The 14,023-nt window shown below is 55.1% G+C and carries 14 protein-coding genes; 4 read left to right on the top strand and 10 right to left on the bottom strand.

From position 1 onward, the window contains the following. Nucleotides 1-108 precede the first annotated feature (108 nt). The 7 genes from H7A51_18480 to H7A51_18450 form a co-directional block, all read right to left on the bottom strand. Nucleotides 109-885 (bottom strand): DUF1080 domain-containing protein, encoded by a 777-nt coding sequence (locus H7A51_18480; protein ID MCP5538205.1) that lies wholly within the window; start codon nt 883-885, stop codon nt 109-111. 36 nt (nt 886-921) lie between these two features. Beyond that, nucleotides 922-2,130 (bottom strand): hypothetical protein, encoded by a 1,209-nt coding sequence (locus H7A51_18475; protein MCP5538204.1) that lies wholly within the window; start codon nt 2,128-2,130, stop codon nt 922-924. A gap of 242 nt (nt 2,131-2,372) precedes the next feature. Further along, nucleotides 2,373-2,999: a peroxiredoxin gene (locus H7A51_18470; protein ID MCP5538203.1), complete on the bottom strand. Its 627-nt coding sequence runs from the start codon at nt 2,997-2,999 to the stop codon at nt 2,373-2,375. A 134-nt stretch (nt 3,000-3,133) separates the two neighbouring features. Further along, nucleotides 3,134-3,577: a hypothetical protein gene (locus tag H7A51_18465; protein ID MCP5538202.1), complete on the bottom strand. Its 444-nt coding sequence runs from the start codon at nt 3,575-3,577 to the stop codon at nt 3,134-3,136. After that, entirely contained in the window at nt 3,531-3,752 is a 222-nt protein-coding gene (locus H7A51_18460) for a hypothetical protein (protein ID MCP5538201.1), read from the bottom strand. Before H7A51_18460 ends, H7A51_18465 begins: the two co-directional genes overlap by 47 nt. Before the next feature lie 57 nt (nt 3,753-3,809). Then, a complete protein-coding gene (gene lysS / locus H7A51_18455; GenBank protein ID MCP5538200.1) occupies nt 3,810-5,324 on the bottom strand; it encodes a lysine--tRNA ligase in 1,515 nt (504 codons plus the stop codon). A 72-nt stretch (nt 5,325-5,396) separates the two neighbouring features. Beyond that, nucleotides 5,397-6,392, bottom strand: coding sequence for a cytochrome-c peroxidase (locus H7A51_18450; GenBank protein MCP5538199.1), 996 nt, complete (start codon nt 6,390-6,392; stop codon nt 5,397-5,399). 198 nt (nt 6,393-6,590) lie between these two features. Between H7A51_18450 and H7A51_18445 the strand changes: the two genes are divergently transcribed. The 3 genes from H7A51_18445 (at nt 6,591) to H7A51_18435 (ending at nt 9,135) form a co-directional block, all read left to right on the top strand. Then, nucleotides 6,591-7,184: a redoxin family protein gene (locus H7A51_18445; protein ID MCP5538198.1), complete on the top strand. Its 594-nt coding sequence runs from the start codon at nt 6,591-6,593 to the stop codon at nt 7,182-7,184. Nucleotides 7,185-7,336: 152 nt separating this feature from the next. Then, complete coding sequence (locus H7A51_18440) at nt 7,337-8,668, top strand: hypothetical protein (GenBank protein ID MCP5538197.1); 1,332 nt, start codon at nt 7,337-7,339, stop codon at nt 8,666-8,668. After that, the gene (locus tag H7A51_18435) at nt 8,647-9,135 is read left to right on the top strand and encodes a hypothetical protein (GenBank protein MCP5538196.1); all 489 of its coding nucleotides are present in this window, start codon (nt 8,647-8,649) and stop codon (nt 9,133-9,135) included. The genes H7A51_18440 and H7A51_18435 overlap by 22 nt, the downstream gene beginning before the upstream one ends. Nucleotides 9,136-9,221: 86 nt before the next feature. Here H7A51_18435 and H7A51_18430 read toward each other — a convergent pair whose 3' ends face one another. Then, nucleotides 9,222-10,121 (bottom strand): TIM barrel protein, encoded by a 900-nt coding sequence (locus tag H7A51_18430; GenBank protein ID MCP5538195.1) that lies wholly within the window; start codon nt 10,119-10,121, stop codon nt 9,222-9,224. A gap of 157 nt (nt 10,122-10,278) precedes the next feature. Between H7A51_18430 and H7A51_18425 the strand changes: the two genes are divergently transcribed. Then, nucleotides 10,279-11,676, top strand: coding sequence for a hypothetical protein (locus tag H7A51_18425; protein MCP5538194.1), 1,398 nt, complete (start codon nt 10,279-10,281; stop codon nt 11,674-11,676). A gap of 81 nt (nt 11,677-11,757) precedes the next feature. Here H7A51_18425 and lipA read toward each other — a convergent pair whose 3' ends face one another. After that, a complete protein-coding gene (gene lipA / locus H7A51_18420) occupies nt 11,758-12,702 on the bottom strand; it encodes a lipoyl synthase (GenBank protein ID MCP5538193.1) in 945 nt (314 codons plus the stop codon). Nucleotides 12,703-12,774: 72 nt separating this feature from the next. After that, nucleotides 12,775-13,896 (bottom strand): DNA alkylation repair protein, encoded by a 1,122-nt coding sequence (locus H7A51_18415; protein ID MCP5538192.1) that lies wholly within the window; start codon nt 13,894-13,896, stop codon nt 12,775-12,777. Between the last annotated feature and the right edge of the window lie 127 nt (nt 13,897-14,023).

Below are 14,023 nucleotides of genomic sequence, written 5' to 3'. Positions count from 1 at the left end.
AAGCGTCTTGTTCGATCACTTTCTTTCGGGGTGTTCCGGATAAGTCACACCAGGCAAGCCTTCCATATCCGCATGCTTCCCTCTGACCTGCTGACAACTCGTTACATGCTACTTCCTATCAAGTTTCTTGATCCGGATGTTCCGGTAGAGCAGCTCGGCCCATTCGGCTTGCAGGCCGATGTGGCCTTTTTCGAGTGGAACGTATTGGCCGTCTTTGTTTTTTTGCTCGATATCGGTCAGCTCGAGCACGACCTGGCCGTTGAGGATGAAGGTGGCCTTTTGAGAGCCGAGGATGCGGATTTCCATTTCGTTCCACTCGCCCTTGGGTTTTTCGGCACCGAGTTTGGTGGGCACGGCACCGCCTGTGACGGGTCTGCCATCTGGATCATAGTAACCATTTTTTCGGAGGGTTTTGCAGCGGAGGTGTTTACCAATGACAAACAGGTCGCCGGCATGGAAGCGGCGATTCCCCTTTTTGTCGCCTGGGGACTCGCCGATTTGCATTTCGAAGCTGTGTGGCCAGACTTTCCTGAGGTTGCCGTGGGCGTGGAAAAGCAGGCCTGCGTCGCGGTCCCAATCGGTGCGCGGTGCGAAGCGCTTGCCAAGCCACTTGTATTCGAGTTTGAGGATGTAGTGGCTGAATGTGGCATCGGTGTTGAGGCAATCAGTGGTTTGTTCGGTGCCCGCTTCCCTCCCTGCGTAGACGTGGATGGCCTTCTCTTTTTGATTCACTGAAAAGGCACCCGTATCGCCCTTGCCTTTGCTGCGGGCAGCGGTCCAACCTTGTAGGTTCTCGCCGTTAAAGAGGGGGACAAATCCTTCTTCAGCTGAGAGACTGGAAATGGCGAAGGTGGAGAGGGCGAGTAGTTGATGGATGGGGGACATGGGGGGAGTTTTTAGTAGTCGGTGGTCGGTGGTTGTTTATGGTTTGCCGGGAGGGGGTGTTAGCCACTTGATATCGGCGGAACGTTTTTTGATATCGAGTAACACGGTGGCGTGTTTGAATTGGCGGGTGTATTGGTAACCGTTTTTCTTTGCCGGGCCGAGGGGGGGGCCGAGGGGTCTGTCGTATTCAGGAAACCAGCGCATCCAATGACCTTTTTTGTCCGCGGCATAGCCTTCGTGTGCACGGAAGTAGCTGTGCTCGCCTGCGGCGATGAGGAAAATAGCCAGGGGGTAGACGAGTGCCGCCTGGGCCTGTTCATAGGACTCGACCGAGGCGTGGGCTTCGTCGATACCCATTTTGCTGGTGTTTCTGGGTGGGGTGAGGCCGCTGGTAAACGCAATGATCTTGCCCTGGCTGGCAGCTTGTTGGATGGCGTCGATGCCCTTGGCGACATAGTCTTCGTAGCTCGTGGAGCCAATGCTGTGTTGGAATCCCTCCAGGTAGGAGCCATCGAAATAACCCAGATACTCCAGCCCTGCATGGTTGAAACGTGCCCGGAGAATGTTGGCCACCATGAGTTTGTCCGGGCCAATGGCGGCGCGCGTTTGTTTCATCATCAGATGGTAGCCGTCCGTGACCTCCTGTTTCTTTTTGGCGCCGATGTCACGTTTGAGGTAACCAGGCTCCAGTGCCTTGATGTTGCCGTCGAGAAAGACCCCGTCGATCACCGGGTCTTGGGTCATGCTGCTACAGGCGTCGACCCACCACTTGCGCAAGTCAGGATTCGACAAGTCGTAAGCCTGCACGCTCGACCGTACGAGTTTGTTATCTCCTTTTTGGTTCTCCAGGAATGCATGGGGGATTTTTTTGAGGGTTTCATTGGCACCGTAGCCCCCGTAGTGGACGATGACGTTGCGGTAATAAAGGATGGTGGCATTGGGGTTGATTTTCTTCACCGCGCGGGCTGATACGAGGGTTCCTTTTTCGATCGTGCCGTGAGAGGTGTGCCCGTTCGCCTTTTCAAAGGTGATCAGCGGAAACTTCGCGATATAGGCAATCTCCTTGTCGGTGTAGGATGTTGCCTTGCGGATATGCATGTAGAGCGGAATCCGGTCCCAACTGAATGCCGGGTATCCGGTTTTTTTTGCGTCTTCCTTTTTTGATTCTTTAGCGCAAGCTTCCCCAGCCCATGCCGGCAAGAGTAAGGCAATGAGGAGGAAACTTGAAATTCTATGCTTTTTCATGGTTGTTGTGGGCTATTGCCATACTGGAGATCTGGATATCATTTTCTCAGAGAGTCTTTCTGATGTGTATCAGTATTTTATACGAGGGGGTGTCAGTGCCAAGGGTTAAAACTACCGATCGTAAATGATGTTTGGTGTTTCTGAAAATAAAAAAGCCCGCGCACTCGGGTGAGTGGCGGGCTTGGGTGATTTTTTCTGATAACCGATAACTCAATAACGGATACCCATCTGCCCTCGGCAGATCACTTGGAAAGATAGCCGCTAACCCCTTCGTGGCTGGCGGTCATGGCGTCGTCGCCTTTTTGCCAGTCCATCGGGCAGACTTCGCCGTGCTGCTCGAAGTGCTGGAGGGCGTCGATGACGCGGAGGCATTCCTTGATGGAGCGACCCAACGGCATGTTGTTGACGACCTGGTGCTGGACGATGCCGTCTTTGTCGATGAGGAAGAGGCCACGGTAGGCGACCAGTTCACCGAGCACGACGGGGTTGCCGTCCTCGTCGCTGACAAACTCACCGGCGAGCACGTCGTAGTCCTCGGAGATGGTTTTGTTGGTGTCGGCTACGATCGGGTAGTTGACACCCTGGATACCACCTTTGTTTTTAGGTGTCTGGAGCCATGCCCAGTGAGAGAATTCGGTGTCGGTCGAGCAACCGACCACTTGGACGTTGCGTTTTTCAAACTCAGCGATCTCGTCCTGGAAGCGATGAAGCTCGGTCGGGCAGACGAAGGTGAAGTCCTTCGGGTAGAAGAAGAGGACGACGTATTTCTCACCTAGGTATTGGTCGAGGCTGAAGTTTTCGATGATGTTTTCCCCTTTAACGGCTTTGGCGTTAAAGGACGGTGCTTGTTTTCCTACGAGTACGGACATGTTGAATAGTGAAGTTGGAATATTGAATAGTGAAATAGGATGCTTTCATCCTGCGGATGCGGGATGTGTAGCGCAGCAGGGTAGGGGTGCAAGCGATTTTTTGTGGCAACCGGCTTGCAAACCTGTGTTGTGGACTATTCTGCGCGCTTGAGTTCGTCGATGTCGGCGAGGTCTTGCGGGCGCCCAGCGGTTTGTTTGGCTTTGATCAGGTCTTCTTTGCCGAGGTAGTGGATATCGAAACCGTTCTGTTGGCAGACGACCTTTTTTTCCCAGCATGGAGCGAAATCAAGTCCGGGAATAGTGGTCAGGAAAACGATCTGGCAAGGTTTAACGCCGATGCTGAACTGGGTGCGCGGCTGGGCAAAGTCGTCTTGAGTTACTCCAATGAGTGGGATGCCAAAGTCCAAGAAAACCCTCATCAGTAGGGATGCATTTTCTTGAGTAGGCTCCAACCAAATATCGATGTCTTTGGTGTATCGCGGCTGGGCGTGGTGAATGACCGCATACCCGCCAGCGATGAGGTAGCGGACCTCAAATTTTTGCAAGCTTTGTAACAGTTCTTTGAAGTCGGAGTTCATCGGGGTGCATTTTTTTCATGCCAACCCAGTAGTCATAGACCAGTTCCCAAGCCGCTTGGCGGCGTTCGGCACCAGTGACATTCTGCCATTGCTGAATGCGGAACGCTCTCATCTCATCAAATGAGGAGCATTTTTTAACCACCCAGTGGGATCGGTCTTTTTTGACTTCGCTCATGATGAAGCACTATAACAGAGGATGAGGCAGGGGAAAGCGGCTTTTTAGACGGTTCGTTTAGTCTTTCTTTTTCAAAAGCGGAAAAAGGACGACATCGCGGATGGTCGGGGCGCCGGTGAGCATCATGATCAGGCGGTCGATGCCGATGCCGATGCCGCCGGCGGGGGGCATGCCGTTCTCGAGGGTCTCGATGAAGTCGTGGTCGATTTCCTGCTCCTCCTCGCCGCCCGCCTGGTGCTCGAGGCGTTGGCGCTGGACGTCGGGGTCGTTGAGTTCGGAGTAGCCGGGGGAGATTTCCTGCCCGTTGATGATGAGTTCGTAAACCTCGACGGTTTTGCCGCCGGGGGTGACCTTGGCGAGCGGGATGAGCTCGGAGGCGACGCGGGTGACGAAACAGGGGTCGAAGGTGTGCTCCTCGACTTTTTTCTCAAACACCTGCTGGACCACCTCATAGTCCTCCATGTTTTCGGAGATCTGCACGCCGAGCTCGTCGCATTTCGCGCGCCGGGCCTCCGGGGTGATGTCGAAGAAGTCGTCACCGGCGACCTCCTTGATCAGGTCGTGGTAATTGGCGCGTTTCCACGGGCGCTGCAGGTTGATGGTGCGCAGGGTGTTGCCTTCCTCGTCCTTGTGCTCGATCTGCAGGCCGCCGCAGAATTTTTCCGCCAGGTGGCAGGTCATTTCCTCGACCATGTCCGCCATCGTCTCGAAGTCGCCAAACGCGCAATACGCCTCGAGCATGGTGAACTCCGGGTTGTGCCGACGGGAGATGCCCTCGTTGCGGAAGTTGCGGTTGAGTTCGAATACCTTGGTGAAACCGCCGACCAGCAGCCGCTTGAGGAAAAGCTCCGGTGCGATGCGCAGGGTGAGGTCCATGCCGAGGGCGTTGTGGTAGGTCTCGAAGGGGCGGGCGGCGGCACCGCCGGCGACGCTTTGCAGCATCGGGGTCTCGACCTCAAGGTAGCCGCGGTCGTGCAGGAAGCTGCGGATCTCGGCGATCATTTTTGACCGGGTGATGAAGACCTCGGCGGATGCCTCGTTGGACATCAGGTCGAGGTGGCGCTTGCGGTACTTGGTTTCGCGGTCGGCGACGCCGTGCCACTTGTCGGGCATCGGGCGCAGCGACTTGCTGAGCACCGTAAGTTTTTCCACCTTCACCGACGGCTCGCCTTTTCCGGTGGTGAAGGTTTCGCCTTCGACGCCGATCCAGTCGCCCATATCGAGCAGCTTGTAAGCGGCCCAATCAGTCTCGCTGACCCCTTTTTGGTTGAGGTAGATCTGGATGCGGCCCTCGGCATCACCGACGGTGGCAAAGACGGATTTACCCATGTCGCGGATGGCGAGCAGGCGGCCGGCGATGGTGACTGGCTGGTTGTCGGCGAAGTCAGCCTTGAGTCTTCCCGGAGTGGTGGTGGTGTCGAATTTCCCGCCGAAGGGGTCGATTCCGAGTTCACGGAGTTTAGCGAGCTTCTCGCGTCTTACGGCGATGAGATCGGCTTCCCCCGTCGCCGAGGCGATGGAGGACAGGTCGGTGGACTGCGGTGTTTCTGGAATGGCTGACTGGTCGCTCATGGGGCGCGGAAGATAGGGGAGTCTATGGCCATTAGTCAACCGCCGACTTGGCAGGAGTGATGCTGTTGTAAACTATTCGAAGGGCTTGGGGGCTGGGGTGTTTGGATTGGAAGGTGGCAGGATGGGGAGTGTGAACGACGGCTGCTCGCCGGTGAGCGTTTTCAGGAATGCGACGATGTCGGCGACTTCGGCATCGGTGAGTTTTTTGCCAAATTGGACATCACCCATGATTTTGACGGCTTGTTCGAGCGTTTTTGCTCCTCCGTCGTGAAAATAGGGGTAGGTCAGTTCCACGTTCCGCAGTGTCGGCACCTTGAACATGTTGAGGTCGGCGTCATTTTTGGTCACCTCGTATCGGCCTTTGGACGGGTTACTGGTGGGGTAAGGTTTGATCAGCCCCATTTTCTGGTACATGGTGCCGCCGACAGCCTCGCCGTTGTGGCAGGCAACGCATCCGTTGCTTTTAAACAACTTGTAGCCGTTGAGTTCTTGCTCGCTGATGGCGTCCTTGTTGCCCTTCAGCCACTGGTCGAAACGTGAGTTCGGGGTGACCAGGGTTTTTTCAAACTCGGCAATGGCATCCGTCACGTGATCGATGGTGATTTTTTTCTCACCGAACACCTGGTTGAATTCTTTGACGTAAGCGGGGATGGAATTAAGGATGTCAATGGCCAGCGTATGGGTGGATGCCATTTCACCGGGGTTGGCGATCGGACCTCCGGCCTGTTCCTTGAGGTTCGCTGCGCGGCCGTCCCAGAACTGGACAAAGTTCAGGCTGGAGTTGAGCACCGTGGGTGAGTTGATCGGACCTTGCTGCCAGTTGTGGCCGATGGAGCTGGTCAGGTTGTCCGAGCCCCCCATGCTGAGGTTGTGGCAGGAGTTGCAGGAGATAAACCCTGACTTGGAAAGCCGCGGATCGAAAAACAATTTCTTACCCAGCTCGGCCCGGGGTTGGTTGATGTTTTTTGCCGGTTGGACGGGTTGGAGCGGCTCTTGCGCGGATGCGTTGCCTGCCATGCTGAGAGCGACTAACAGGCTCAGGTGGGTGATGGTGGTATGTTTTTTCATAAGGATCATGGATGGATCAATTCAAACGGCGAAAAACTGTGCGGAAATTGCCTTTGCCATTGCCTGTTCAATACAAAAAATCGGCACGATAACAAGTTTACTGTGTTATTTCCGGGTGTTAATCATAGATCAAACGCTTGATTTGTTAGGTTGCATTTCCGGGTTCTGCGGCGACTTTGGGGCATGATTTCCCGATGCTTGATCGTTCTCCTTTTGGTTGCAGGCCCACTCCATGCCGGGGCGCTGGATGAGGTGCCGCTGTATCGGCTCGAACACGGGGAGCCTGTGCCGTTTCATCTCAAAGCCGATACCACGCACGTTGCCTTCTATTACTCGGCTTCCTGGTGCCCGCCATGCCGGAAAACGACCCCGCCGCTGGTCGAGGAATACCAGCGCATGCTCAACCAGAAGGGGATGCCGGTGGAAATCGTGTTGGTCGGTAGTGATGAATCAGAGGAGAAAATGATTGCCTACATGAAAAAATACCAGATGCACTGGCCGGCGGTGGTATTCAGATCGACCGGGTTGGTGGAAAAATATGCGGCCAATGGCATTCCGCACATGGTGTTGGTGGAGCGTCAGACTGGAGAAGTGGTATCACACGGCACCGGTCCCTCGGGGGTCGAGGCGGTGGTGGCCCGGATGCGTGATTTTTCCATGGTCGATACCGGAAAACCCTTCCAGGCCGGCAGCTGGCTGAGTAAATACGGTGTCCTGATCGCGGTGGCGGTGTGTTTTGTGGTTATTTTTTTCTACCAGAAATGGAGGGAGAAAAGGATTTTTATGGCGTAAAGTCAGGAGGTTGAACGGCAAGGTATCCTCGTCGTGCGCTGCGGAATTTGATCTCCACCCCATTATTTGCGGGGGGGCAGGCCTATGATTATGACTCGCTCGGCCAGCTTACCCATGCTAAGTTCCTGACAACAGGGAACCCTGCAACAGCCGTGCCTACCACCAATCCCACCCACCAGTTTAACTTCAATGATTCAGGTAACCGCCTCAGCGCAGTTACTCCTGCTCTGGGAACGGTCAACTACACTTCTAGCAATACAAACGCATATACGATGATCACAGGTGATCAGCCGTCATATGATTCCAACGGCAACACGACTTCCCTACGCGGCCGCAGCTTGACGTGGGATCGGAAGGACCGCATGCGAGCCAATGGAAACATCGAATACATCCACGATGCTTTGGGCAGAATGGTGCAGAGGAAAAACACCACCACGGGTGTTACCCACCGCTACTCATGGAGCGGCTGGCTGATGATCAGCGAGCAAAAGAAAAACGCATCCGGAGTAGAGACGGAATTCCTTCGTTACACATGGGGAGCCGATCTCACAGGAAGCTTGGAGGGAGCTGGCACAGTAGGCGGCCTTCTAATGATCGAGCGTTTTGCCGCAGGGGGTGGGACAGCCCAGGTCGCCCACGTGCATCCGGATGCCAATGGGAATACCATGGGCACGACTTCGGATACGGGAGCCATGCTTACATGGTATAAGTACCACCCCTTCGGTCAGGTAGAATCCGAGGGTGGTAACAGTGACTGGCTTGGATGGAACCGCTTCAAGTTCAGCACCAAATACCTGGACGCAGAAACCGGCCTCTACTACTACGGTTACAGATACTATGATCCGGTTACAGGCCGCTGGCCATCCAGAGATCCGATTGAGGAAGATGGTGGCAACAATCTGTATGGGTTTGTGGGAAATGATGGCGTAAATAACTCCGATCTATTGGGTAATGAAAGACTAACAGATGAGGAGGAGGGAGACTGTCATGATAAGATAGACAAAAGTTTGGAAAGTCCGAAGATAAAGGGGGTTCTAGTTAGCATGAGGAGGAAAAGATGTAAAGCACCTCTGATATATTGCAATTGTTGCGATAATAGAAACAGTGGAACTTTCTCGGGTAGCAGGATAAGCAGAAAGAAGAATGGTGTTATTGAAATATGCTATAACAATCTCAAGCGAAACGGTAGAACCCTAGAAGAGGTGTTACACCACGAGTTGATTCATGCCTTGCAGTATTGCAGCGGGAAAGCAGATCAAGACACGGATTGTAGGACTGCACTTTGCCATGAAATTGAAGCTTACTCAAAAGCAGACGCGCAATGTGCTAAGTTTGCTATTGGCACAGAAGGGCACAAGGCTTGTGTCAAAGGAGAGTATAAGAAAAAAGGGGTTGGGTGGTCAGTGAAGGACCGTTGTACCGTTGCTGAATTTGATCAGAATTTCGACGAACTTTACCAGAAATGCGCATCTCTGAGACACTAATAAAATTTATTAGAGCGTTTTGTGTTCTAATGCCTTTAGTTATGGCGGGAATGTTACTTTCTTGCTCGCCAACTGAAAAACCAAGCAAAGCATTGAACCGTTCGGATGCGGTTTACTTTATTGGTAGAAGTAATTACGGAGTTGAGAGCTACATACCCAAGGTCGATATAAATTTAACTCCGAATCAGCACCGCAGGATTCGAAATATTCTAACTAGAATTGTAGAGTCACCAAGACGCTTGGATGCAAAAAGGAAGGAGTATGGATATTATGATGAAGGACCCAGTCCGAACGATTTTTTCTTTATCGAAAAATTGTATATGGGGCGACGTTCGGTTGTGTTGCTCTTCTACGGCGATGGTGTTTTGTATGACGATTATAAATACGTTGGAGAGAATCCAAATCGAGAGCTTGTAAAGATAATAGAGCCTCTAAAATGTAAGAGAGGGGCCAGTCCGGGAAAATAGGTGTTAACGGCTGATTTGTCATCGTACTAGATTTCCAAATTGTCATCGGGGGATTTGTCTCAACTTTTAGCAATGTTTCCACATTGTCATCGTACTTTATGGTGGCACGAACTGTGGAACATTCGGCCGTGTTCGTCGTAATTTTTGAGGCACGGTGTCTGGTGATGCGGCCACAGGGAGTCGCCGCCTGGGCCATAACGGTGGCGGGGGGGGGGGTAGCCCGAACACAGCTCAAGTGCGCGGGGGAGGAACACGAAGGGATCATCGGTGGTGGGCACGTATTCCTGGCCGATGTAGCCATCAAATCCGGTTGCGGCGATGGCGCGGGTGATCGCCGGGTAATTCAATTCCTGGCGTTCATCAAACTCGTGCCTGCCGGGTACACCCGCGGTGTGATAGTGGGAGATGTACCTGTGGTTTTCCCGGATTGTGCGGATCACATCGCCCTCCATGATCTGCATGTGATAGATGTCATAGAGCAGCTTGAAATGAGCGGAGTCCATCATTTGGCAAAGGGCGACTCCCCAGGCGGTGTGGTCACATTGATAATCGGGGTGGTCCACCTTGGAGTTGAGCAGCTCCATGACCAGGGTGACGCCGTGTTGCCCGGCCAGGGGGATCAAGGGAGCGAGGCCGGCGGCACAATGGGCCATGCCCAGGTCATCGGAGACACCTTCCCGGTTTCCTGAAAAACAGATCACCTGTTGCACGCCGAGATTTGCGGCGGCGGGAATCAGTTTTCGGTAGATCGCGTGCAGCGCAGGGTGGTAGGCGGGGTTGTTAAAGCCCTTCTCAATGTCCCCGATACCGTCAGCGTCGGGATGGGCCGCAGTGATCGAGCACTCGATGCCTAGGTTTTGCACCACTGGTATCTCGTCGAGTGTCAGCAGGTCAAGGGCTGAAATGCCTAGCTGGTGGCACTTCTCACAGAGTGAATCAAGCGGGGTGGAGCCGAAGCACCAACGGGAAACGGAGTGGTTGATCATCGTCGGTAGGCATAATGGATATGCCTGGAAATGGAAGGTTGAATTACCCGGGCCTGGCAAGTTTTGAGCCGGTTTTGAAAATTCAACTATTTTGCAACTTTGTGTCGCTTCCTTGGTTGCATACATCCAATTACAACACACCAACCATACTGATATTATGAAAGCAACCGTTCTCGGGCCAATCGCGGCCCTCGTCATCGGTGGTGCCGCTGGCTTTATTGCCGGCAAAAACGCCGCCCCCGCCCCTGACTCCGATCAGGATATCCCCGCAGATGCCCGCACGGCGCGTCGAGCCGGTGGACCGTCCTCTTCCTCTTCAGGGGGTACCGTAAGCCGCGGGAGCCGTGTGAAAAGTGCGGCCGAAGCGATGGCCCTTCCCGGTCAGAATGCCCGCCTCCAGGCGCTGATGGACTATTACGCTGGTCTCGACCCGTCACAATTCGAAGAGGAGGCCAAAAAACTCGAAGACCTCCCATGGAGCGAGCGGATCATGGTGGGTTATCTGCTCTTTGCCCGTTGGGGTGAGGAAGACCCGACTGCTGCGATGGCATACACCAAGACCATGGGAATGGCCGGCATGTTTGTCAAAGGCACCGTGATGCAGAGCTGGGCAGCCAAGTATCCCCAGGATGCAGCCAAGTACTTCACCGATAACCCGAATGAATTCCGCATGGGTGGAATGATGGGAGGCCGGGGAGGTCGCGGCGGTTCTACCGCGGGTGTGATCGCCACCGAGTGGGCGCGCCAGGATTCCGCCGGAGCCATGGCTTGGGCGCAGACCCTGACAGGTCGCGACCAAAGGGATGCCATCAGTGGGATTTTCGAACAGGCCGCCAAGGAAGATCCGAGCAAAGCCGCTGGTATGCTTTCAACCATCACGGATGAAGAGGCCCGCAGGGATGCTCAGAATACCATCGCCCGTGAGTGGGGTGCGAAGGACTGGGCGGCAGCCAAATCGTGGATTGCCGGCCTTCCTGCCGACCAACAAGCCGATGCCACTGCCCGTGCCCTTCGTGGACTGGCCGATTCCGATCCCAAAGCCGCCGCTGGCCAGATTACCTCCATTCCGGAGGGGGATGCACGCACCAATGCCATGGAAGACATCGCCCGTGAGTGGAGTCGGGAAGACCCCGCCGCCGCCGCTGCCTGGGTGATGGCCAACGGGACTGAAGAGGCCCAGAGCGAAAGCATTGGCCGGGTGGTTTCATCATGGGTGGGTCAGGACCCAGCCGCTGCCCTGGAGTTTGTCAACAAACAACCCGCTGGTGCGGTGCGTGATGAAGCGGTTTCGTCCTACGTCATGTCCAACCAGGGTGGAGACATCCAGCAGAACCTGAAACTCGCTGAAACCATCAGCGACGAAAGGGACCGTAGCCGTGCCATTGGCATGACCGCTGTGGGATGGATGCGCCAGGACAAGGAGGCTGCTACCAAGTATCTCGAAACCACAGAGGCCCTCAGCCAGGAATCCAAGGACCGGATTAAACAGTTCTCCGAAGGCGGGTTTGGTCGTGGTGACCGTGGCGGTCGCGGCGGTCGCGGCGGCGGACGTTAATCCAAATCCCAGCCGATCATTTTCAAAGCGTGTGTCCATGGCGGGCACACGCTTTTTTTACGCCTCTGGATGACTTCGAAATCAGGCCTGTGCGGCGGCGGCTTCTTTTTCAATGTCGTCGATGAGGTCGAGCTCGGGACGGAAATCAGCGGCGTGGTAGGAGCTGCGGACAAGTGGACCACTGGCGACGTGGCGGAAGCCTTTGGCGAGGGCGATCTGCTTGTATTCGGCAAATTTCTCCGGCTTGACGTAATCGACCACAGGCAGGTGGCGCGGGGATGGACGGAGGTACTGACCCAGGGTCAGCACGGTGACATCGTGGGTGCGCAGGTCATCCATCGCCTGGAGAACCTCTACCTCTTTCTCACCGAGTCCGAGCATCAGGCCGCTTTTGGTCACCACTTTACCCCCGGCGATCGCCTTGGCTTTTTTCAGCACGGTGAGTGAGCGTTGGTACTTGGCCCGACTCCGGACAAGCGCGGTCAGGCGCTCGACCGTTTCGATGTTGTGGTTGAAAATATGGGGTCGACCACTCATGCAGAGCTCGAGTGCGAAGTCCTTGTCGTTGAAGTCGGGTGTCAGGACCTCGATAATGATACCGGGGTTTGCGGCGCGGACGGCTTCGATGACGAACTTGAAGTGCTCGGCCCCTCCATCGCGCAGGTCGTCACGGGCGACTGCGGTGATCACCACATGCTGCAAATTCATGCGTTTGCAGGCTTCGGCGACACGCTGGGGTTCGTCGGCTTCCAGCGGGTCAGGGCGGGCGGTCTTGACCGCACAGAATCCGCAAGCACGGGTGCATTTCTCACCGGCGATCATAAAGGTGGCGGTGCCGTGGCTCCAGCATTCCCAGCGGTTCGGGCACTGGGCTTCCTCACAGACGGTAACGAGGTTCAAGTCAGTGACCATGGATTTGGTCGACCAGAATTTAGGATCGTTGGGGAGGCGCACCTTGATCCAGTCGGGCTTGCGCTCGGTGTGGAGAGAGGGGTCCATATTCATCCGTGGGCCGTGGCAGTTCATGGGGGGCTTTTAGCCCTCAAGTTTCAAGTTTCAAGTTTGAAGTTTCAAGTTTGAAGTTTGAAGTTTCAAGCATTAGGGGATGTGCAGCTCGAAAGGGGTTTCTGCGGCGTGTCTGCCGTTGACCAGAATCTCGATTTTGTGTCCGCCCGGGTAGTGACGGCGGGTGGTGATTTTTTTGAACGGGTGGGATTTTTCCAGCGTCACGGACTGTCCGGGCTTGAGACGGAGGTTTTTCCACTTGAAGACCTTGGAGGCAGTCTTTCCGCTGGATTTCATGTAGTGCACGGCGTAGTCGATGACCACGTATTGTTTGTCGGTGGAGGTCGACGTGATCCGCGTGGAAATACCGAGTGCGTCACCAAGCAAAAGGTGGGTGGTGGAGAGTTCCGGGTGGCGGATGTCCAGCTTGGGCCTGCGGGTGTAGCCCAGCAGCGGGAAAACATCGCGGTATCCGTCCTTGACCATCGTGCGGGTGGCGTGACGGATGATCCATTGCCGGGCGGAAACCTTGTCGGCCTGCCAGCGTCGGCACGTTTCAATGACAAGATCCGGGTGGTCTTTGGAGACATCATTGAGGTTGTTAGCGACGGATCGCCTGACGTAGTCGGAGGGGTCATCCTTGAGGTTTTCCAGCAGGGAAATGACCGGTTTTGGGTTGTCGATGTATTGAGGAAGTTGTTTGCCCCAGGGCAGGCGTGGTCGAATCCCCTCGGACGCCAGTCTACGCACGTGTGCATTGCTGTCCAGGCACCAGAGCAGCATCTGGCTGTAGGTTTGCTCCGGATGGACTTCGAGGAATGCCCTGATGGCAAACTCGGCGGAAAACATGGGGGTGAGATAGCGCAGCAGCGGTAGCGCGATCTGTGGGTGGTTGAGGCCGTGGGCAGCGACGTAGTCGACGATTGGCCAGGCGGCGAAGATCTGGCGTTTGTCCCTGGCGTCAGTCTCTGGCCAGTGGTCGCGGATTTCGCCCAGGATAGCTGCTGTTTCGGGAAATGAAGCGGGCAGATGGACACCCATCACGGTGATGATGTGGCGAACGCGGTCCTTGAGTTCGAGGTTTTCCAGGACCGACAGGGCATCCCTGAGAAAGCTATCGCGGGAGAACCCGGCACCGGCAGCCTGAAGCGCATCGATGATACGTTCTACCGCGGCCTCGCCCAGGCCATCTTTCATCAGTGGGGTATCTGTCATTTTCTCAGCAGGATCAGACTGGCGGGGCTATGGCAAAGTATTTTGGCGCATAGGGCAAGGGGATTTCCTCCGCCGTGGAGAGATTCTCATTTTTCGTGAGTGGACAATGTCGGTCAGGTTCAGTAAG

The sequence above is a fragment of the Akkermansiaceae bacterium genome (assembly GCA_024233115.1).
GTDB lineage: Bacteria > Verrucomicrobiota > Verrucomicrobiia > Verrucomicrobiales > Akkermansiaceae > Oceaniferula.
Note: the sequence above shows the minus strand (reverse complement) of the source record. Positions and strands in the feature narration are given on the sequence as shown.

Bases quoted from the DNA above. Each gene is read 5' to 3' on its own strand.
- H7A51_18480 (MCP5538205.1), bottom strand. From the start codon at position 885: ATGTCCCCCATCCATCAACTACTCGCCCTCTCCACCTTCGCCATTTCC.
- H7A51_18475 (MCP5538204.1), bottom strand. From the start codon at position 2,130: ATGAAAAAGCATAGAATTTCAAGTTTCCTCCTCATTGCCTTACTCTTG.
- H7A51_18470 (MCP5538203.1), bottom strand. From the start codon at position 2,999: ATGTCCGTACTCGTAGGAAAACAAGCACCGTCCTTTAACGCCAAAGCC.
- H7A51_18465 (MCP5538202.1), bottom strand. From the start codon at position 3,577: ATGAACTCCGACTTCAAAGAACTGTTACAAAGCTTGCAAAAATTTGAG.
- H7A51_18460 (MCP5538201.1), bottom strand. From the start codon at position 3,752: ATGAGCGAAGTCAAAAAAGACCGATCCCACTGGGTGGTTAAAAAATGC.
- lysS (MCP5538200.1), bottom strand. From the start codon at position 5,324: ATGAGCGACCAGTCAGCCATTCCAGAAACACCGCAGTCCACCGACCTG.
- H7A51_18450 (MCP5538199.1), bottom strand. From the start codon at position 6,392: ATGAAAAAACATACCACCATCACCCACCTGAGCCTGTTAGTCGCTCTC.
- H7A51_18435 (MCP5538196.1), top strand. From the start codon at position 8,647: ATGCGCATCTCTGAGACACTAATAAAATTTATTAGAGCGTTTTGTGTT.
- H7A51_18430 (MCP5538195.1), bottom strand. From the start codon at position 10,121: ATGATCAACCACTCCGTTTCCCGTTGGTGCTTCGGCTCCACCCCGCTT.
- H7A51_18425 (MCP5538194.1), top strand. From the start codon at position 10,279: ATGAAAGCAACCGTTCTCGGGCCAATCGCGGCCCTCGTCATCGGTGGT.
- lipA (MCP5538193.1), bottom strand. From the start codon at position 12,702: ATGAACTGCCACGGCCCACGGATGAATATGGACCCCTCTCTCCACACC.
- H7A51_18415 (MCP5538192.1), bottom strand. From the start codon at position 13,896: ATGACAGATACCCCACTGATGAAAGATGGCCTGGGCGAGGCCGCGGTA.